The following is a 19,815-nucleotide window of genomic DNA, read 5'->3' as shown; positions in this document are numbered from 1 at the left end:
AGAAAGCTGTCTGATGGAGGTGAAGGTGGAGCTGGGAACGTGTCCCCCTGCCCATTGGTCTATACTTCAATCAAGGTTACGGAACTCCGCAGTTACCAACAGCGAATGGCAAACATCCACCCATGCCAATTCAGCCTCTTCCCGTGCTGTACTGTTCAGAAACTCGGAAAGTCTTTGGGATTCATCGGCAAAGGGCGGGCGCGCGTAGCAATACTCGAATGCCAATCGTAGCCGCTCTTCAGTCGTATCGGCTTCGGCCTGCAATCTCTTTTTCATCGCTGCGGCGCGGTCGCGAACAAATGGGCTGTTCATCAAGTAAAGCGACTGCAGGGGAGTGGACGTTGCCTCGCGTGCGCCCGAAACGAAGTCGGGATTAGCGACATCGAACAGATCGAGGATATCTGGCATGCGATCGCGAATGACAGGCAAGTAGACCGAACGGTGAACGGTACCGTCGAGATCTGGCGGAAGACGTTTGTCGAGACCAATCAGTGAGATCGGTCGATCACCGATAACTCTTCCAACCAAAGAGCCGATCGGTCGTTGAAGATCGATCTCCCCGGAAACTGCCAGCATCGCATCGCGCATCGCCTCCGCTTCGAGCCTCCGCTTCGATTGACGCCACAAAAGTCGATTGTCGGGATCGGCAAGGAACGCGGCTTCACGGTGTTCCGAAGACTGCCGATAGGTTCGCGACAATAGGAGGTGTCGAACCAATCGCTTGGTGGACCACCCGTCTTCAACGAACCGCGTTGCCAAGTAGTCGAGCAAGTCCGGATGACTCGGGGCTTCGCCGGTCGTTCCGAAGTCATCTACGGTCCGTACAATGCCTTCGCCCATCAGGTGCTTCCATACACGGTTGACGTAGACGCGTGCGGTCAATGGGTGTGTTGCGTGGGTCAACCATTGCGCCAACTCCAGTCGTCCGCTCTGATCGGCGGGGAATTGCAAACGTTGGTGTGCTTCATCCATCGCATCAAAAAAGGGAACACCTCGTGGAACGTCAATATTGGGTTGTTTGATGTCGCCTTGCAACAGCAGCGTCGCGTCGGTAATTGTCTCGTCATCGAGCACTCCCATTGCGAGTGGGATTGCGTTTCCGTTGGCATCAACCTTTTCCAACTGTCCGTCGATTGCCCCAACTCGCCAGAAAATTCGCAGAGCGTCGCGGAGTGTGAATTCCTTCTTGGGGACTTTTTCTTTCCCCTCGCTCATCATCATCGCCCCCATGTTCATCGCTTGGAAATCTTCCCTTTCCCGCAATAGCGATTCTTTCTCTGCTTTCAGGGATGCAACTCGCTCGGCCGAAATCGACTTGTGCAAAACGATTGGTTCGCGGCCGATCGGCAGCGGGAGAGGATCTCCTCCGACTCTGTTTGACGGAGCCACCCACGTCCCGAACAAGGTCTTGGTGCTGGAGAAAATACCGGCCAGCGCGTAGTAGTCCTCCATCGTGTACGATTCAAACTTGTGATCGTGGCATCGCGCACAAGCGACCGAAGATCCCGTGAACGCCCGAGTTACCGTGTCAATCTGCTCGTCAATGACATCCGCTCGAAACTGAGGAGCACTCATCTCGTCTAAATTTTTCACCCCGATCGCAAGAAATCCTGTGGCAATCAGTAAGCGGGCACGCTGTTGGTCGCTTTCATAGGGCAAAAGATCGCCAGCGATTTGTTCAAGTATAAAACGATCGAATGGAAGGTCGTCGTTAAAGCAATCGAAGACATAGTCCCGGAAACGCCAGGCGTAAGGGAAGGAAATATTCGCTGCTTTTCCACTGGACTCGGCAAACCGAGCAACGTCCAACCAATGGCGACCCCAACGCTCGCCAAACTCTTGCGTCTCCAGCAAGCGATCGACCTCTTGCGCCACTGCAAGATCCATCCCCTCCGCTGCGACGAGCGCGGTGAAGCGAAGAATGTCAGCCGGGGAAGGTGGTAGACCTACAACATCAAAGTGCAAACGTCTGAGCAACACGTTGACAGGTGCGTCGGCCGAAGGCTCCAGCCCCTGCGCCTCCAGGCCGGCTAGGATAAAAGCGTCTACTGGCTTCTTGGCCCAAGTTGAACCTCGCAGATCGGGGATTTTTGCTTTGCAAATCGGTTGTAGCGCCCAGTGAGCCTGTGTCTTTTCGCGCCCCTGTACGTCGTTCACCTCCCGCTCGGGAACTACTGCGCCGAGTTCGATCCACTTTCTAAAGTCACCTACAATCGTATCACTCAGGCGATCCTGTTTCGGCGGCATCGCAATATCTACGTCGGTGTGCGCGATCGCTCTCAAGAGCAGACTCGCATTAGGCATTTTTGAAACGGCCAAATTTCCGCGGTCGCCTCCAGCTTGGATTGCGCGCGGTGTATCGAGTTGCAAGCCACCCTCATCCGCGCCGTCGCGGGCTGAGTGGCATTCATAGCAGTGCTCGGCGAGAACCGGACGAATCTTACTTTCGAACAGACGCAGCCCCTCTCCTCGATCGGCAGCTCCAATCCCTTCCTGTCCGGCAGCGGGCGACAGCAAGACCGCTCCAGGGATCACTAGTACCAGACAGGTTAGAACTGTGCGTATTCGCAATACATTCATTTCATAGTTCCGACGAATAGGGCAACGGAATTGCGAAATCATTCCAATATAGCGGCTATCGTTCCAGAATACCGGAACAATCCGTGGATGCTTCGTCGAAAACGGGCTCACTGTGAAATTGAGTCTGCTCAGGGAGTCCGGCAGGGCAGCGATGAATGTCTGGGGCAACGGTCTTTGCACCGGCGGATTGCAGCTCTCCTGCGAAGTCGAGCCAATCGCCAGCGTTCCAACCGTTTAAGCTGGCGATCAACGGCATTGAGCATTGCACACTCGCTCGGTCCAGCACTGACCATTTCGTCTCCGCGTCGGGGAGTCGTGTGTCTTGCGTGAGGCGATTCACTCGGTCGAACAACCGTTGCTCACGCTCGCTCGCATCGCCGCCATTTTTTAACTTCCACGCAATAACGTGGTCTTCGAACAGGGGAGGCAGCACTTTAGCTCGCGCACCAGCGCTTTCCATGCCGATTCGGTTTTGCACACTGGCTGTCATCGGGCAGGATCCGAGGGGATGGGCGAGCGTTGCTGCAGAATGCCGTTGTTGGTCGAGAGGTCGCAAGGCAGGGGAAGAACTCCGTTAAAATGGACTTTGGGATTTGGCTCGATGATCCGTGCAACGGACGCGTTGGTTGTCGCAGCCCGGCGCCGATCGCGATGAGCCTCGTCCAGAACTTCAGCTGAGTTGGGAAGTCGTCGAAAAACCTGACGGCTTTCCCAACACCCTACTTGTCACAGGCGTCAACGTCGGTTGACGCAATATTCGCTAGTTGACGGCCGCCATCTCGCATCGCAGAGGCTGCGAACGCCGACGTTTGCGACAAATTACGCGGGAAACGTCATTGCTTGCTACCGTCCGGCGCACGCGGCATGGTTGTTGCATTGTTGATCACATGCAAGCCACGGATGAGTTCACTTTCCGTCTTCTCGAAGAGCTCGTCGATCATGTTGATGCGAAATCCCAATTACCAAACCGTTCCCCAACAAGAGGTCGACATATCGCGCGAAGCTCATTCGCCAGCTGCAATGCTGCTTGGCCAGGTAGCGCTGCTGCTCCTATTCACGGTTGCAATTCTGCTTCGTTCGCTTAGTAGCTAGTGTCCGTCCGGAAATTAAAAGCGTCTGTAAATTATTGGCTAATTTTCAAAAAAGCTCCCCGAAGAACGAACCCGCGAGCGAGTTCGAGCGTTGAATTTGTTGACTAAAACAGGTCCAAACGCTTAATCTTCGAGGAGTAGAAGTGGTTCGCAAGCCATATCAAAAACAGCAACGCTTCGATTGCAGCCCTATCGCACAAGTTGAACTCAACTTGGAATCTCGCGATGAAATCGTGCCCGTCTTGCTCGGGCTTCAATATCTTTATACCAATGCCAAGTTGAGAACGAAAGTCGTTCAGGCTGTCGCTGCGGATCTAAACCAAGACTCTCGACGGGATGTTGGAAGGCCAGGCATAGACGATTGGCATGTTGTTGTGCTTGCAGCAGTCAGACTTGGATGTAATCTTGATTACGACAAACTACAGGATCAAGTCGAGAATCATCGGCGTCTCCGCGGAATCATGGGAATCGGCGACTGGCAAGACACCGACGGTTTCACTTTCAGACGCATACGCGATACCATCTGTCTGCTCAAACCTGAGACGATTAGTAAGATCAACCAAGCTATCGTCACCGCTGGCCAGAGCATTGCTCCCGATGCCAGTTCCACAGTTCGGGCTGATTCATTTGTTATTGAAACTAACATTCACTATCCGACAGAGAGCAGTTTGATCTACGACGGTGTTCGCAAGTTCATTCCGTTCTGTGTTGAGTTGGCGCAACAGCTTGAGACCACAGGATGGAGACAAGTGGGGCATCTAGTCAAGAAGATCAAGAGCTTAAAGCAGCAGATAGGACGGATTGCTGCCAGCAAGAGCTCACGCAAAAAGGAAGCCTTGGAATCGCGTTATCGCGACCTGCTGCAACGCGTAGCACTTTTGCTCGAGCGAGCGAAATCACTGACTAATGAGGCGAAATCTCTCGGTGCGTCCACAGTAACTCTGTCGCTAATCACAACAATCGAACATTGGACAGGACTGACCGAGCAGGTTTGCGATACGGCGCGTCGGCGTGTCCTATTGGGTGAGTCAGTCCCCAATTGCGACAAGCTGTTCAGCTTGTTCGAAACACACACGCAGCTTTACCGTCGCGGCAAAGCCGGACAACCCAATCAATATGGTCGATTGGCTTTGGTTTACGAGGATGGTGCTGGTTTCATTAGTCACTATCACTTGATGGCTCGCGACGTGCGTGACCAGGATGTCGTGGTGGAACAAACGAAGTTGGCTCAGAAGAAGCACGCAGGCGAGATTCACACCGCGTCTTTTGACCGAGGTTTCTATTCAGCGGAAAATGAATCAAACCTGCAGCAGATAATCGAAGATGTATGCGTACTACCGCGGGCTCCTGGTGAATACGTACAGCGGATTAAGAACGAAAGTGCTAAATTTCACCGAACCCGACTACACCACTCAGGCATCGAGGCAGCGATCGGAGTGTTACAGCGGGGCAATGGTTTGAAGCGTTGTCGCAACCGGACTGAACTCGGCTTTGAACGCTATTTGGGTTTAGCGATTCTAGGTCGCAATATACACACGCTTGGAAAGCTACTGCTTTCTAAACAACGCCCCAATGCATCGGCAGCGCAGAGCAAACGCAAAGCGGCTTAGGGCATGTGACTGAGGTTCGTCACTTTTGAATTAGCCAGCTGGCTACCGGTCCGCGCCAGCGGCGCAAAGTCGGTCAAAACGGCTGGATTTGACTTCACCTAGCGGCAATGAATGCGAAGCGAAGGCAACTCTTCGTGATTGTCTGATAGCATCTGACTGCGTGAAATCCTCCAGCAAGGCAATTTCCGGACAGACACTAGCTAGTGAAAGTAATGCAACGTTTTAGTTCCCCCTTAAGAGGAGGGACTGCAGCAGGACTGCCGCTGGTAGCGATTTTCTGTGGTCTACGTCTTTGGCGTGCTTTCGATGCACGTTTCTATTGCTCTGCGAATAGCCCTTTTGAACTCGGGCACTCACGACTCAAGGCGGCAAGTGCAACCGAAATGCATGCGAAAGATTTTCGTCGAACATCACGCAGGTATCGGTGCTGGTCGGTGATGCAAACGGCTCGCGCGGCAGTGTTGACAAGCTGTGGCGCGTCAACGCCTCGGTTTCTGGACTGAGGCAATCCGCGGGACCACCAAGGACGAGAAGGTGCTGGCGGCTGCCTCCGAAGGTGTTCATCGCGCTCTCCGAGTGGTACTGACGGGAATGAAACGTCGATGTTCGCTGCGCGGTTCCATTGGCGACCGTGATCGACCTGACCGAAGTCTTTGCGCAAATTCGGATTCCGAGCATTCAGTTCGCTAAGGTTCATGACGACAGCGAAGTGAATATTGAAATTGTCTCGTTTCCGGATCAAGTGTTTAAGGCACGAGTGACTCGGATCAGTGGTCAGGCTGACCCAGCCACAGGCAATGTGATTGTGTTTGCCAAGATCTACAATTCGGAGTTCAAGCTGCGCCCCGGATTGAGTTGCCAAACGAGCGTGGCGTTGCCAGTGATCGTTGACGCTTTGGTGATTCCGGTGGCTGCCGTCGCAGACAATGCAGGAATTCCGGTCGTAACCATCGTTCGAGACGGAAAAGCATACGAGACAGCCGTGACAGTGGGGGCTGCAATTGCAAGTCCAAGTTCTTAGCGGACTGAGCGTGGGCGACATAGTCACAATTGCGGGAGGTTACGGATTGCCTGAAGGCTGTCCCGTGTTGGTAACGCCGTGAACGTGATCGCTTCCGCTCCATCAATACGAGCGTTCTCGGCTTCCACAACTTTGCAAATTGCCGCACCACTTCTCTCTTCTACTGTGGCAAGCTAGAACTCAATCCGATAACCTGCCATTCAAAGTCCCGATGAACCACATTTTGAAGACCTGCTTAACTGCGGAATGCATCGTAGGATGGTAAACGTTCACGATCTTCCCTATCCACCAACGATTTCAACCGTTGCTTCCGGTTTGAGTTTAGATTTGAGTCGCAGACAACGGTGAACGGTTACCAAGTAACCAGGCGGACGTATGACAGGAACATGGGGGCAGGAAGATGAATTGCTCTGGCTATCTTCCTGCCAACAACACTCTCTGCTGCACCAAACTCGCCCCAGCCAAACTCAACGGCGAGGAGTAATACCAAGCAAGCTCACCACTGCGAAGCATTTTATCCGCTCGTTCACGACCTTCCTCCCCCATCAGGCAGCCTCAATCGTTGCTTCAGGTTTGAGTCACAGACAACCGTCAACGGTTACGTATGACAAACGCAATGGCTGAAGGATTGGGTAGCAAGATTCAACAACTTCAAGCCAATGCATGAGGATTCGTTGAATTCGAAAACTAGAGGACGCGGATTCTATTTCTTCTGTGGCAAGCTAGAGATGAGTCGCCGGGGAGCCAGCGATTGGTTGATGATCCACCAATTGCTATAGGAGCGAACCACGGTGGTAGTGGGCCATTCGCTGTGGAACTAGTTCCCTTAGCATACTGGTAATAACCGCAGAATCAGAAATGGGTACATCGTGCTCATCAAGAATAATCAAGTCTCCGCTTTGATGTTGCGCGAGCAATTCAACCAATAGTTGTTCACCATCGCATGTACCATCCAACAGCGACAAGATGCGACGATCGAGCGGCATCACCGGGAGTAGATTGTGCCGACGATTGACCACGGGCATCCCCTCGCGTGCTTGCAGTTGAACAAGCCGACTGACCATGGGGGCGCCATGGTTTTCACTCTCGTCGACCATACTGTTCAATGGGGAAACGGAAAGCTCAACTACCTCTCCACTGCTCGACGAGAAAGCAGTGAGTAGTGCGACTTCTAGCGTTCGCTGTAGTTCAGCGCGATCCAGCGTGGGATCATTGAGCTGTTCAGCCACTTGATCCACCAACAGCGCCACCGGAATTCGCTCTGGCCAAGCTTGGCTGAGCAATTCAAAGGCTATCTGCGTGGTCCGTAGGTCGGTAGAAAGCGACAAATCATCGTTGACTACCAAACGCCACTTCGGCTCGCCACCCTCACCGTCATTCATTTGCACGCGTCCCGGCGTCGCCGCAAACAATCCTCGCAGTCGCTCGCCGCGCACTGCGTAGTTGGGGCGCTGACGAGCATGACAAACCAGGGTTTGCCGAAAGGAACGATTGCGCACGAAGTCGATGTATTGCTCTTTCTCCGTCAAATCCGGGGCTAGATCGTCCAACTGCTGTTGGAGTTCGGGGGTGAGTGACATGCTACCCACCATTGAACTGAAATCTGCCTCACCTAAATATCGCAGTCCATGCTGATCGAGTCGGTGGCAGAAATCGAGAAACCACAATGGTTCGTTGTGTCGCTCGAGATGTTCGTGGTAGATATACGAGTCGGAGTGTTTTCCCAGCAGTTCCTGCTGTTCTCGTAGCATTCGGGCGTACGAATTATCCGTGGTGCTGGTCGCGTTGACCAGGAAGTCGAGTAGTCCTCGCGCTTGATCGATCCGCTGGGCAGGACTACTCCCCGCACTCCGCCCAACATGATACTGCATCATATCACGCAGCGCGCCACGCTGTCGCCAACCGGGCTGTGTGTTGTAGCTGATGTAAGCAATCCCCTGCTCTGTCAACAGCGAACGGCATAAGTCTAATATTTTGACTTGCACGTCGCTCGGCACCCAGGAATAGACGCCATGACATAGGATGTAATCAAAGCGACCGATCGTTTTCTCCACGTCGAGTATACTCTGGACCAGCAGCTCAATATTAGTCAGCCTCAGTTGATCGACTATCAATTGTCCAGTAGCAATTTGACGCGTCGAGTAATCGACCCCCACAAAACTACAGTCAGGGCGACTAGCTGCGATCGGGATCAGATTCCCTCCCGATGCGCATCCCAATTCCAACACGCGATAAGGTCTACGTGGCGGATTTAACCTCAACAACACCGCAATCATGGCAATATGATCTGGATGAGCGAGTGCATAGGGATAACTGTTGTAGGGAACTTCGTCGTAGCTATTTGAAAAGGGCTGAGCGGTCACACGCGGTTCCATTTGACTTAGCTGCGTGATTTGTTATTTGCACGCAAGCGACTTTGCGCTGTCAAGTTGATTTGAACTCTTGCCTCCGAGTCGTTGATTCCGCCGGGGCAAGCCCGAGCCGGAGATCGGAAGAGCAGCAAACAGGATGATTTTTATTGTAGCCGTTGTAGCTCCCAGTTGTTGGCTCCGGACCGGGGCAAGCCCGGCGGAAGCCCAGAACCGAACATTAAGTCCCAACGGATTTTCACACTCCATGTCCAGACATTCACACACTTGCCCGGACGAGCTGCCCACAGAATCAGTCCAGGCGTCGAATCGACTTCCGTCGGGCTTGTCCCGGTCGGTTGTCACAACTGGCAGCTACCATTACACCGCATTCGCATGCGGGCCTCCGTCCGGGCTCGTCCCGGCGGGGCCAGCGACTTGTGTAGCATGCAATCTTATCGCCCCTCGATCATATCCCGCAAATGTCCCCGCATAATAGCTGAATTTCAGAATCGCTTTCATCTCGTACACATACGCGATATTATTCATCAGCGACAGCGCCACCGCTTGAGGCGAATCCGTCACCCGTGCTCCAAGCAGAACATGCAGGTGATTGCTAAGCAGTCCGATCCGGGATAGCCACCAATTCTTTTTTGCGGTGGCTCGAATCACGATATCACGTACCGCTTGCAACTCATCTTCGCGCACTTCATGCAAGCCATCTGCATTCTCCATCACGATGTGCAGCGAATTCAAATACTGTCCATAAGCACCGATTTCAGGCTTAGACTGTTCGGCGACAACTACCTCTGCGCTTCGCATTGCCTCAACTGAATGGATACCGAACGGTAGTGGTTGCCTCAACAGAAAGATACCGAATTCGCTCCCTATGACCTTCCAACAAAGGCAACGAGCGTTTGCCTTCACTGCGCCGGCCGCCAGTCATCGCTATGTTTGAACGACCGACGGCCGGCTCCGACGAAGGCAACGCTTAGCGATTCCCCAATCCCCTAATTACTCAGAAGAGTGTCTTATTTCGGTATCTTCATTGATTGAGGCAACACGGCCGGCAAATCTAGTTGTCGCTATACACTTAGACAAATCAATCTCAGGATCCAAGAATTGATTCGCTTCCAAACGAGCTTGAACCTTGGGATCGGCCATAGGATGTTTGGCTGTTTGCCTGGCAACATATTCGTCTAGTGCGCTGGAAGTTGTCTCGCCCACGCTGTGAATATGATAGTTGCGGCGAAAGGCTTTGGGATTGTGGTCTCGAATTAGATACTGCAAGCGTCCTTTAACACTTCTGACGCAATCCGATGGTGAAGACTCGGGACGAGTGCTGATGAGGAATTGAATCACGTTTTCCGAACGTGAATTCGCTGAGAGAATTCTGACGCCATCTTTCTCGGTGGCAGCGGAGAGATCAATCAGCCAGAGAGATGAGTCGGGCAAGGCGGCCTTGCCGAATAGGGCTAACGACCAATTTAGTTGATAGGCTGTGGTGGTATTGTCTGCCGAATAGATTGGATCCATCGTCGGTCCTCCCAACTCGAGTCGTTGATTCCGCCGGGGCAATCCCGAGCCGGAGATCGGAAGAGATGCAAACAGGATGGTTTTTATTGTAGCTGTCGTAGCTCCCAGTTGTTGGCTCCGGACCGGGTCAAGCCCGGCGGAAGCCCAGAACCGAACATTAAGTCCCAACGGATTTTCACACTCCATGTCCAGACATTCACACACTTGCCCGGACGAGCTGCCCACAGAATCAGTCCAGGCGTCGAATCGACTTCCGTCGGGCTTGTCCCGGTCTGACGTCACAACTGGCAGCTACCATTACACCGCATTCGCATGCAAGCCTCCGTCCGGCCCGTCGGCGGAAGTCCATCAACCCTCATTCAGACTTCCGTCGAGCTTGCCTCGGCTCGGAGTCACAACTGACAGCTACCATCGACCGCATCAGCTTGCGGGCCTCCGTCCGGGCTCGTCCCGGCGGGGCCACCGATGTAGTTTGCAATCAAGGATGTGTCCGCTATTCAATTGAGCCTGGGAATCCGCGAGGCACGCCCAAGGAGAGTCGATCAGGTTTCTTCAGCGAGCGCGACGGAATGCACATAGCATTTTTGCCACAGCATCGGCACACTCCGCAGCGAATACTCTACTTTGACGCGCGTGCCCACTTCGTATCTCTCTGCCTCAATCGAGTTCAGCAAAGAAGAAACTGTCCCCTGCTCTTCATCGAGTTTGATCTCCACGACATAACCTTCGGCGATTGAAATAGTCGTCGGCAGGTGAAACGCATCCCGCGTCCCCCCATGCACTTGGGTATATTCGCCTGGAGGCTTGTAGTTCTTTTCCAGTACTGCCCCAAACGCAGTTTGCGTTGGCACAGGACGCAAGAAAATTATCCAGATCACTCCCGCGATCACCGCGAATGTAACACTAATTAACGGTAGCATCGTTGTCTTCCCGATCGTGTCTGTCGCTTGCACAGCTTCCGTCGTTTTCCGAATTATTGTGCTCTATTGGACGGTGAAGGCGGAGAGTATTTCTAGCGCCACAATCTGGACACGACATAATTCGCTCGACTAAATCGCTAGTTCCTGGACGTACATCGACTATTTGCAGTTCTGTTGCCCTGCAATTTGGGCATTCGACCCTGGCATTAGGGTTGTTTGCCAATATGCAGCCCGCTTCAATCCATAGTTCTCTGGTCGTCTTCACCGGTTGAGTTCCTCCGCTCCACGATCAGCAAAATCTGCTGCAGCTTTGGTTTCGTTAGTCGCAAGGGCACCCGACACGCCGCCGCTCGACTCACTTGTGTTTAGACGATGAAGTTCATGCAGCACCGTCTTTTCTAACTCACCCGGCGTCGAGAATGCCTCTCGCCCAATGAGAAAACCGTCTTCTCCAAACATTGTCATCCCAGATGCAGGTAAACCCGGTTCATACTGAACAGTTCTTCCATCGATCACCACAGTAACTGACTCTCCTCTCTCGTGAGCCTCTCGAATGGCGGCCATTTGTTCCGAACTCAAAATTCCTTTTGCTTCACGAATAGTCTCGGATTCTGCTTTGTTGAATCCAGGTATAAGCTCTGCGTCGTCAGTACATTCCTCAGAAGGAGGGTGCTTTCCACCGCATGTTGCACAATCGGGCGAGGTAAGACCGCGAACGTCGACAAGACACAAAGGATTCGTCGCGTACGCATAAACATTATCTCCGCCCGCGATCCCAATCGGATCGCTCTGTATATACCGTCCCAGTTTCGGATCGTAAAACCGAAAACGGTTGTAATTCAACGAAACATCTTCGTCCCAGTAATGGCCTGGGAAACGCAAATTAAAGTCAATGCGATTTTCGGAGGCAAGCCGAGCTTCACCGAAGGGTTCGATACTCGCCCGCCAAACAACCTGCCCGGCTGCGTCCTCAATACAAATCGGCGTGCCGATCTGATCGCTGAGCACGATGTACCGCTTGCCCGAGTTCGGTTCGGCGTCGACCGAATCATAATCGGCAAACATCATCGGAGTGAGCGCTAGCGGATCAGCGAAAACGTACAACCGCAAGCGACCGTCGGGTGCAATTTCACCGGCTAACTGATCGGTGTTCCAGAGATACTCAGTAGTCGCACCGTTAAAGGTCTTGCGAACTCGACGTCCCAAGGCATCGTACTCGGCTTCCCAAACTCCATTCGCCGATTCGACTCGAATCAATTGATCGCGGTCGTCGTAAAAATACTTGATCATCTCTCGAGCCGTCTTGCGCTCTGAGATGTGATTGCGGTCGTTGTAATCAAATGTCTCGTCACCGGCGGACGCCAGCTGATTCCCTGCGTGCAGACTGACATCCTGCAGGCCCGGTTGTTCAAGGAGATTGTTGGCATCGTCAAAACGATACGATTCCTGTTGCCCATTGGGGAGTGTGCGACCGCGCAAGCGATGGGCAGCGTCGTACTGATGACGCGTCGTCCCGGCGTAACTATCGTCGACTTGTCGTAGTTCCCCTTCGCCCGACCACTGATAATCTCGCTGCCAAAGCTTGGCTCCCATCCGCTCGACCGTCTTTGATTCGCAGCGACCAAGCTCATCGTAGCTGAGAGTCTCTACAGTGCCATTGCTATAACGGCGTTCGACGCGTCCGTCCGCTAAGACCCTTACACGGTGCTTTCCACCTGTAGGATCACTAATCACCAGCGTATTGTCCTCGGCCTGAGTCTGAGCTATCTGGAATTTGTCCAGCCACAGACTCTCACCGAACTGTCGCCAGCCACGAAAGTCATGAGCTACGCCTCGGCCGTTGCGTTTTTCCACGCTTCGATTCCCGAGCGCGTCATACTCAAACTCGATCGCATCCTTGTTCGTGTTGGCGTTTAGGAAACGCCCTTGCTCGTCATAAGCATAGGTCTGTTGTTCACCAGAACTGAGCGCACGCTTGGTAAGTAGATTCCCCGCGCCGATCTCGCGCAGCATGAGCAGGCGACCGTCGGCAGCGTATTTGCCTACCAAATTCCCTGCACTATCGCGCTGGTAGCGCTCGCGGAGTTGTCCGTGACGACGCACTTCGACAAGTTCATCCTTGAGATCGTAGGCGTACTCGCTACGCGTGCCGCCAGCGTCGATGAAGGCGGTCAAGTTCTCTTGCGAGTCGTATTCCATGCGGTTGGTCAGCCCCAACGGATTGACTTCGCTGACCAGGTGATTCCACGACTGGTACTGATACTTCCACGCGCCACCATCAAAGTCGACGAATTTGGTGACATTTCCGTTGCCATCGTACATCCAACGCCGCGAATTGCCGCGACGATCGATTTGTTGAATTAAATCACCCGTAGCATCAAACAGCCGACCGCTACTCGGCTCGGGCCACCATTGGCGCCCCACCACAAATCCGAGATTGGCGCTCGAAAACAGATTGGCCTTTTCGACATAACTCTCTGGAGCTTGATTGGTCTCACTGGGAGTTGATTCGGTAACGGGCCTCGCGGAGTGACGTGGCTCGATGTTGATCAAGCGACCGAATTCATATTCAGCTGCGTTTTGTGCGACGCGATGCGCGCGGGGATCGGGAGCATTGGGCTCTCGTGGCTCGGCATGGACATTGCCGAGCGGATCGCGTTTGCCAACAATTGCTCCGCTGTCGTCACGGATGATATCGGTGGCATTGCCGTTGGTATCGAGCTCCTGAATGAGTTTACCGTCTTCGTCATAGACGAACTTTTCAACGCCCCCCAGCGGATCGGTAATGGAACTCAACTGTCCCAGGAGATAGCGGTAATTCCATGCCCCTCCATTGCCACGCGTGACCCGAGTCAGCTCCCCGGGCCGCACGTATTCCAAACGATGATCGAGCACCCCATCGGTCCCGGCGGTACGAGTGCATCGTCCATCGGCGTCGTAGGTGAATTCAAAGGTGTGTCCGATGCGGTCGGTCTTGCGCAACAGACGATTGGCCGCATCGTAGGCCATCGAGAAACGACTACCGAAACCATCGTGCCCTGCGATTAAATTGCCACTGGCATCGTATTCGTATCGCAACAAATCGCGTCGTTCGCGCTGCTCCGTCTTAGGGATCGACAATCCTAAGATCAAGCCATCCTCGCGGGTGGCAACGTCAATACTGGTCCCCAGAGAATCGACGATTTCGTTCAAGCGTCGCTGGCGATCGTAGTGAAACGTGATCGCGTGGCTCCCTTTGACTAGGCGGGCCAAGGGAGTGGGATGGCTGAAGTCGGTGAAATGAAATTCGCGGATGGGGTAACCGCGTTCCTGCAACGCATATCGCGTCCGATCGAGCCGCGTGAGGGTCATGCCTTGAGCGGCAACGCGTTGACCATCTTCTAGGAGTGGCGGAAAGTGGGTGGATTGCCCCAGCGGAGCTTCGTAACGCATGCCATCTTGGTCGAATCGCAACCAACAATCGAAATCATGCGATTGTCCCCACCCCAGGGAAAATTTTTGATCAACTCGGGAGCTGTCATAGTGTCTCCACCACTGCAGTGGCAAATGCCCGGCCAGTCGAAAGTCGCGTTGGGCTTCGACCACGGCACCGGTCATGGTATCGACCGGATCCCCGACCAAGCGCGGATTAGCGGAAAGTGGGCAATGTTGATTCATGGTTAACAGGCCCCCGTTCCAGCTCCGTCATCGTCGTTCGACTTGGCTTTAAAACGCTTTAATCGGTTCATGATGGCCTTGGCTAGGTCCATGACACTAATCATAGGGAAGCCACCGATGAGCACCGTCCCACTGCTGCTGGGCAAAGTAATGGCACCCATGCTACCGGTCGGTGGCATGGTGGGGTCCTTCCACATGGTGGCCTCAACCGCCATTTTGGCGGCATCGGCGGCCATCTGCGCCGCCGCCATGGCCGCTGACATTGCCTTGGCCGCCGCCATGGCGGCTTGGTCTTCGACGGCCGCTTCGGCTACATCGGCGGCCATCCCCATGGCCCCAACTGCAATACCAGCGACTTGCATGGCATTGGCGAAAGCGGAGGCCACTGGGGGATCTGGAATGTTCTTGCAAGCCTGACAAATATCGGTCGTCCGCGCAGCCCGAGCGCCGCCGATGAAGACGTTGGACGAGCCAGTCTTGATTTTGAACCACGCTGGGGGAATGCCACAGCAACTGGGCGCCAAACCAATATCCCCAGCGCGAGCTGCAGGCAGGTTGTTGATCAAAACTTTTACACTCATTCCAAGTGTCACCATCCCAATACTTGGTAGAGGTGTGGGAGGAATGGGCGGTGGACCGCTCGGTGGGTGTGTGGGATGGCAGTGGGGCGTCCCAATGTACATTCCCATCAGCGTCGCGGCGGGCATACTGGGACAGATCGCAGCCAAGGGTGCCGTCAAGTTAGCAAAACCAACATCTAACATGTCAGTTCCCAAACTCGCAACGCCCAAGGCAACTGCTGCCGTTTGTTGAGCAGCGCGGATGGTACGTGCCGCCGTCTCTCCAGTGGTAGGGGGATTTCCGTTGGGGCCCGGATCGCCGATCTTTCCCCAGGCTTCGCTAGCTTTTCCAACCGACTCGGCATACCGGGTGGCAACTCCCAGAACTTCGTTGGGCGTATTGGCCATGCGATCGATCGACGATGTCTGATCGCCGGTCACGCCGTCCAGCTTCTGCTCGATGGCCAAGAGGATATTACCCACGATGTGCTCCCCTGGTTAACTTTTCAGTGCAGATAATTGTTGCGATACTTCTTGTTCCTTGGCTGTCTGCCCCAACTCGACGTATAGCGCGCGTCGACGCTCTAACAGCGTGGCGCCTAGGTCCTTATTTTCAAGTTTCAGAGCCAGCGTTGCGCCGTCGCGCCATATCCGCTCGGCGTCCTCGACCTTCTGCGAACGGTAGAGACAGTAGCCCATTTGATCGAGTGCACGGAGCTTCAAATCGGGATTGCGAGTGACCGTCGAGACTTTCTGCACCACATCCCAATACTCTCCCGACTGCTCGAAATTGCCCTGTTTCATACGTAGGTTGGCCAAGTTCATCGAGACGTTTTGAAACACTTGCCAAGGCGGATGTTCGCCATGACTGGCTGGAATGAGCGCTGCCTGAAAGGCTTGGTTGGCTCGGTCGTGATCTTCCATACGCTCGTAGACCTCTCCCATCCCGTTGAGCGCGACGGCTGCCATTGTGTGGTTGCCGACGGCCGCATGGTATTTGAGAATTTGCGCATGTCTCTCAAGCGATCGTTCGAAGCGACCGTGCGCCATATCGGTCGCCGCCAGCACCAGGAGTGAATTGAGCCGAACTTCGATCGGCTGGCTATCGTCTTCCACTTCGCGTTCAAGACTACGTTCGACCGCCTGAGGACTAAGGTCGGGTTCATGGAAGTCGACACTGGGAGCGGCCCCCAAGGCTTGACTCAGCAGCGGAGCCTCAGGGTCTTCGCGAGCCATGAAACGCAGGTGATGGCACCATGGATTGGGAAACTCATGCTCGAGCACACCTTGGACAAACGTTGCGTAACCGATGTGGTCAGCGATATGCAAGGGATAAAACACCCACACGTTGTTGCCGCCTAAGGGAACTGGCAGCAATTCGCGTGAGTAGGCCGCTAACTCCCGAATACGGCTCATCGGAGGCGTGCCTTCAGACAGCACCGCTGCTGGCATGTCTGGCCAACGGTCCATCTGCTCTTGATCCTGAAGCACTTGGACCATGCCATGCTTGCTGGCAAAGCCTTTCACCAAACTGCTGGCATAGGAAGTGGCATCCACAAAGGGATCGTTGAAGATCCAAAAGAAATCAGATGGATTCGGGTCTTCCAAACCTTCGATGACCTTGAGGATTGCCAACGCATCACTAGCTGGCGATCGGAAGATTAACGCTAGTTTGTCGTGTTGCTCGACAAACTGCTGTAGATAGGCTTCAGTCGGCTTGAGTAGGTCACGCATGGGTCTTAGTTGATCTTCACCAACGCTCCCGTGATTTCGTGCATACCAACGGCTGAGGAATTGATAGCCGCCCCGGATATTGCCGCTTTGGTCAGGTCACAGGTAATGTTTTGATTTCCCACTCCTAACTTTGCCTCTTTGCCGCCGCTAGCTTCCACCATTTTTCCCGAGATTTTGACCATTTTGTCACCCAGCACGTTGATCTCAAGCGCCTTGATTGTGATGACACCACTCTCTTCCAGAATGATCTCGCTCTTACCACTGTGGAGCGTAATTTTCGTCTTGCCGTCGATATAGATATCTTCCGTGGTCGATGTAACGGTGAGCTTCTGCTTGACGGTAGTATCCTGGGTAGCGTCGTAATTCTCCGTAACAGCTTTTTTGACGTGAAAGGTGGCAGTCCCATCAACGACATCGTGATCCAGCTTTCCCTCAGTGATCTTGATCGTCGTATCTTTCTTGATCGTCTCGGTGTGCTTGCCGTTGACGGTAATGGTCCGATCATTGTGAACCGTTTGCGTGTCATCGTGTTCGACGGTGGTGGTCATGTCGTACTGAGCATGGATATTGATCAGTTCCTGCCCTGGGGTGTCGTCCATCGACATCTCGTTATAACCAGAACCTTTGTAGGTCTTGGTTTTGATGCCACTGACTTTCTTTGCGTTGGGAAGTCCAAACGGAGGCATCGATTCCTTGTGGTATAAACGCCCGGTGACGACTGGACAATCGAGATCGCCTTCAATGAACGAAACGATCACTTCCTCGCCCACGCGGGGAATGTCGATACCGCCAAAGCCGACCCCCGCATGGACTTGACTGACACGCATCCAGCAGGAAGTATTCTCATCGCGTTTGCCTTCGCGATCCCAGTGGAATTGAACCTTCACCCGTCCAAATTCGTCCGTATAGATCTCTTCACCAGAGGGGCCTACCACGACCGCCGTTTGCACGCTCGGCAAATAGGGACGAGGCGTTTTACGCGGGGGGCGAAACTGACTTTCCTTAGGCATGCAGGAGAACTGATTCGAATAACTGTCCCCCTCACCATGCCCAGAGAAGGTGCCGGCTTGCGTGGCCGAATGCGTGATCGATGTGATCAGGTAACTCTTTCCCTCTTCGTCGTGGCAACTGTGATGCTTGGTTAACTTGAAGGTATAGCCGGGGCTAAAGCTCTTGCAAAAACTGGAGCCCTGCACCAAGTTGAATCGTGACTCTTCTTCTTCCATGCGGCGGATGACCTCTTTTTCGCCGTCATCCTTCTGCATGTACTCGCCGGGAAAGTTAAATACCTCGTAGCCGCTGTTGTTCGACAGCGGGATCAAATTATGCTTGGCCGTGCTGACTTTTAGGTTCGTAGACGGTTGCTTGAAGTCGTAGTCGGTCTGTTCATATTTCCCAGGCACAAATTCGTAGGCGTGCTCCCAGGAACTGATGGCATCAATAGAAATATGCCCTGCCTCGGAGGGATGATATTCGACTTTCGACTCGGGGGCGTCTTGGTAATTCGGCTGATCGGAAAGGATGAGCGTATGCTTGTCCTGTTCATGACGGAAATAGTAGTAGACGCCATATTGCTCGAGCGTGCGAGTAAGAAAGTTGAAGTCGGTCTCGCGGTACTGGACACAATGCTCAACTTTTCGAGACTTGAGAATCGAGGCGGCTCCCGTTTCATTCCAGGTCTGCACATGTCGATAACTCTCGACTCGTTCAAACAATTCATCGATCACCTCCTGAATCGATTTTTCCAGTTTTTCTGGTAAGTAGACAAAACACCGCGAGGCGCGGGTCATGAACCACAGCCAAGGGACCAGCCGCACTCGATAACAGCGCGACGGCGCCGATTTGTCGTCCTCGGTTTGGCTATAGTCTCCCGCCCACATATGACTGATGTAGCCATGTACAAATCTTGGCGCTTCGTCTCCTCGGTCAATCTTGACCGCCAACGGTTGGCCAATGATTTCCTCTGGCTTTAACTTGTCTTTGGGGGAGGAGATCGTCAACGAAAATTCATAGGGCTGTGAAATCTCTTCACGACCCGACAGTGAAGTGACGATCGCCTTGTCGCCAAATAGCCCATTAGGGATTAACTCGAGCAATCGCGTGGCCATGCCGTGAACTCACTTAAAATTGAATCGGTCTTTGGGAAGTCGTAGCACCTCGACCAGTGCCATTGTCGAGCTATCGACCTATCAGTTGCGTGCTAAATCCTTGATTCCCTATCGCATTTTCGAATCGTACCATATCAGGTGGGGGGGGCGACGAGTCGGCATTGTTGCCAAGCTGTTTTGAGTAGGGAGTGGTGGCATGACGCGTTGGGAACAGAAAAAGGGTCAGGAGCCGAATTGGCAGCCTGGGTAAACTTTCGTGGGCGGCCCCGCTTTCGCAGTATTGAATACAAGGTTGTATGGACGTGCAGCTGCTTCGTCCCAACCGGCATCACCAGAGAGCGGCGAACGTCCAGACACACTTTTCGCAACCGCAAGAGCAGGCGTCCCAGAGGTCGTTCGAGTCCTTGACGTTCTAAGGCGGAACACCGCTTATGGCACATATCCTTGGAGTGCACGAGTAAGGCACACCGTCTAAGGCACACCGGCCAAGTTGGAAACAGGTGCTCGAAGTCTAACGCAGTACGACGATCTACTACGGGCTGTTCCTAATCCGCTGACGCCCCCTGCTTCGTAAGTTTCCATTCCTCGAGCTCATCAACGACACCAATTTCCCCTCGCATTCACGCAGGCTTCCTGTCTCTGAGACGCTC

15 protein-coding genes are annotated in these 19,815 nt (G+C 53.7%); 4 read left to right on the top strand and 11 right to left on the bottom strand.

Annotation, left to right across the window (positions count from 1 at the left end; translation table 11 throughout):
- Window positions 1–66: 66 nt before the first annotated feature.
- Both Q31a_RS21765 and Q31a_RS21760 read right to left on the bottom strand, forming a co-directional pair.
- The gene (locus tag Q31a_RS21765; protein ID WP_145082536.1) at window positions 67–2,580 is read right to left on the bottom strand and encodes a PSD1 and planctomycete cytochrome C domain-containing protein; all 2,514 of its coding nucleotides are present in this window, start codon (window positions 2,578–2,580) and stop codon (window positions 67–69) included.
- A 55-nt stretch (window positions 2,581–2,635) separates the two neighbouring features.
- Window positions 2,636–3,070 (bottom strand): beta/alpha barrel domain-containing protein, encoded by a 435-nt coding sequence (locus tag Q31a_RS21760; RefSeq protein ID WP_145082534.1) that lies wholly within the window; start codon window positions 3,068–3,070, stop codon window positions 2,636–2,638.
- 118 nt (window positions 3,071–3,188) lie between these two features.
- On the opposite strand from Q31a_RS21760, the gene Q31a_RS30950 reads away from it, so the two are divergent.
- The 3 genes from Q31a_RS30950 (at window position 3,189) to Q31a_RS21750 (ending at window position 5,281) form a co-directional block, all read left to right on the top strand.
- Window positions 3,189–3,329, top strand: coding sequence for a hypothetical protein (locus Q31a_RS30950; protein ID WP_231690881.1), 141 nt, complete (start codon window positions 3,189–3,191; stop codon window positions 3,327–3,329).
- Between the two features lie 151 nt (window positions 3,330–3,480).
- On the top strand, window positions 3,481–3,672 hold the full coding sequence (locus Q31a_RS21755; protein ID WP_145082532.1) for a hypothetical protein: 192 nt from the start codon (window positions 3,481–3,483) through the stop codon (window positions 3,670–3,672).
- Window positions 3,673–3,814: 142 nt separating this feature from the next.
- Window positions 3,815–5,281, top strand: a complete 1,467-nt coding sequence (locus Q31a_RS21750) for an ISNCY family transposase (RefSeq protein WP_145082529.1) — start codon at window positions 3,815–3,817, stop codon at window positions 5,279–5,281.
- A gap of 360 nt (window positions 5,282–5,641) precedes the next feature.
- On the opposite strand, the gene Q31a_RS21745 is transcribed toward Q31a_RS21750, so the two are convergent.
- Window positions 5,642–5,845, bottom strand: coding sequence for a hypothetical protein (locus Q31a_RS21745; RefSeq protein ID WP_145082527.1), 204 nt, complete (start codon window positions 5,843–5,845; stop codon window positions 5,642–5,644).
- 58 nt (window positions 5,846–5,903) lie between these two features.
- On the opposite strand from Q31a_RS21745, the gene Q31a_RS21740 reads away from it, so the two are divergent.
- Complete coding sequence (locus Q31a_RS21740; RefSeq protein ID WP_145082525.1) at window positions 5,904–6,302, top strand: efflux RND transporter periplasmic adaptor subunit; 399 nt, start codon at window positions 5,904–5,906, stop codon at window positions 6,300–6,302.
- 773 nt (window positions 6,303–7,075) lie between these two features.
- On the opposite strand, the gene Q31a_RS21735 is transcribed toward Q31a_RS21740, so the two are convergent.
- From Q31a_RS21735 to Q31a_RS21700, 8 genes are all read right to left on the bottom strand, one after another.
- Window positions 7,076–8,665, bottom strand: coding sequence for a class I SAM-dependent methyltransferase (locus Q31a_RS21735; protein ID WP_197355494.1), 1,590 nt, complete (start codon window positions 8,663–8,665; stop codon window positions 7,076–7,078).
- A gap of 366 nt (window positions 8,666–9,031) precedes the next feature.
- Window positions 9,032–9,472 carry a hypothetical protein gene (locus Q31a_RS21730; RefSeq protein ID WP_145082520.1) on the bottom strand — a complete coding sequence of 147 codons (441 nt, stop codon included), beginning with the start codon at window positions 9,470–9,472 and terminating at the stop codon, window positions 9,032–9,034.
- 192 nt (window positions 9,473–9,664) lie between these two features.
- Window positions 9,665–10,186, bottom strand: coding sequence for a transposase (locus Q31a_RS21725; protein WP_197355492.1), 522 nt, complete (start codon window positions 10,184–10,186; stop codon window positions 9,665–9,667).
- A 542-nt stretch (window positions 10,187–10,728) separates the two neighbouring features.
- Window positions 10,729–11,106, bottom strand: a complete 378-nt coding sequence (locus Q31a_RS21720; protein WP_145082516.1) for a hypothetical protein — start codon at window positions 11,104–11,106, stop codon at window positions 10,729–10,731.
- Window positions 11,107–11,367: 261 nt separating this feature from the next.
- A complete protein-coding gene (locus tag Q31a_RS21715; protein WP_145082514.1) occupies window positions 11,368–14,763 on the bottom strand; it encodes an RHS repeat-associated core domain-containing protein in 3,396 nt (1,131 codons plus the stop codon).
- Between the two features lie 2 nt (window positions 14,764–14,765).
- A complete protein-coding gene (locus Q31a_RS21710; protein ID WP_145082512.1) occupies window positions 14,766–15,806 on the bottom strand; it encodes a PAAR domain-containing protein in 1,041 nt (346 codons plus the stop codon).
- A gap of 15 nt (window positions 15,807–15,821) precedes the next feature.
- Window positions 15,822–17,057 (bottom strand): tetratricopeptide repeat protein, encoded by a 1,236-nt coding sequence (locus Q31a_RS21705; protein WP_145082509.1) that lies wholly within the window; start codon window positions 17,055–17,057, stop codon window positions 15,822–15,824.
- A 5-nt stretch (window positions 17,058–17,062) separates the two neighbouring features.
- Window positions 17,063–19,165 (bottom strand): type VI secretion system Vgr family protein, encoded by a 2,103-nt coding sequence (locus tag Q31a_RS21700; RefSeq protein ID WP_145082507.1) that lies wholly within the window; start codon window positions 19,163–19,165, stop codon window positions 17,063–17,065.
- Between the last annotated feature and the right edge of the window lie 650 nt (window positions 19,166–19,815).

It is taken from the genome of Aureliella helgolandensis (assembly GCF_007752135.1).
GTDB classification, from domain to species: domain Bacteria; phylum Planctomycetota; class Planctomycetia; order Pirellulales; family Pirellulaceae; genus Aureliella; species Aureliella helgolandensis.
This window is presented reverse-complemented; position numbering and strand designations above follow the sequence as displayed.

Excerpts from the sequence above, each read along its gene's own strand:
- Q31a_RS21760 (WP_145082534.1), bottom strand. The coding sequence starts at position 3,070 with ATGACAGCCAGTGTGCAAAACCGAATCGGCATGGAAAGCGCTGGTGCG.
- Q31a_RS21730 (WP_145082520.1), bottom strand. The coding sequence starts at position 9,472 with ATGCGAAGCGCAGAGGTAGTTGTCGCCGAACAGTCTAAGCCTGAAATC.
- Q31a_RS21720 (WP_145082516.1), bottom strand. The coding sequence starts at position 11,106 with ATGCTACCGTTAATTAGTGTTACATTCGCGGTGATCGCGGGAGTGATC.
- Q31a_RS21700 (WP_145082507.1), bottom strand. The coding sequence starts at position 19,165 with ATGGCCACGCGATTGCTCGAGTTAATCCCTAATGGGCTATTTGGCGAC.
- Q31a_RS21755 (WP_145082532.1), top strand. The coding sequence starts at position 3,481 with ATGAGTTCACTTTCCGTCTTCTCGAAGAGCTCGTCGATCATGTTGATG.
- Q31a_RS21765 (WP_145082536.1), bottom strand. The coding sequence starts at position 2,580 with ATGAATGTATTGCGAATACGCACAGTTCTAACCTGTCTGGTACTAGTG.
- Q31a_RS21725 (WP_197355492.1), bottom strand. The coding sequence starts at position 10,186 with ATGGATCCAATCTATTCGGCAGACAATACCACCACAGCCTATCAACTA.
- Q31a_RS21745 (WP_145082527.1), bottom strand. The coding sequence starts at position 5,845 with ATGAACACCTTCGGAGGCAGCCGCCAGCACCTTCTCGTCCTTGGTGGT.
- Q31a_RS21705 (WP_145082509.1), bottom strand. The coding sequence starts at position 17,057 with ATGCGTGACCTACTCAAGCCGACTGAAGCCTATCTACAGCAGTTTGTC.
- Q31a_RS21715 (WP_145082514.1), bottom strand. The coding sequence starts at position 14,763 with ATGAATCAACATTGCCCACTTTCCGCTAATCCGCGCTTGGTCGGGGAT.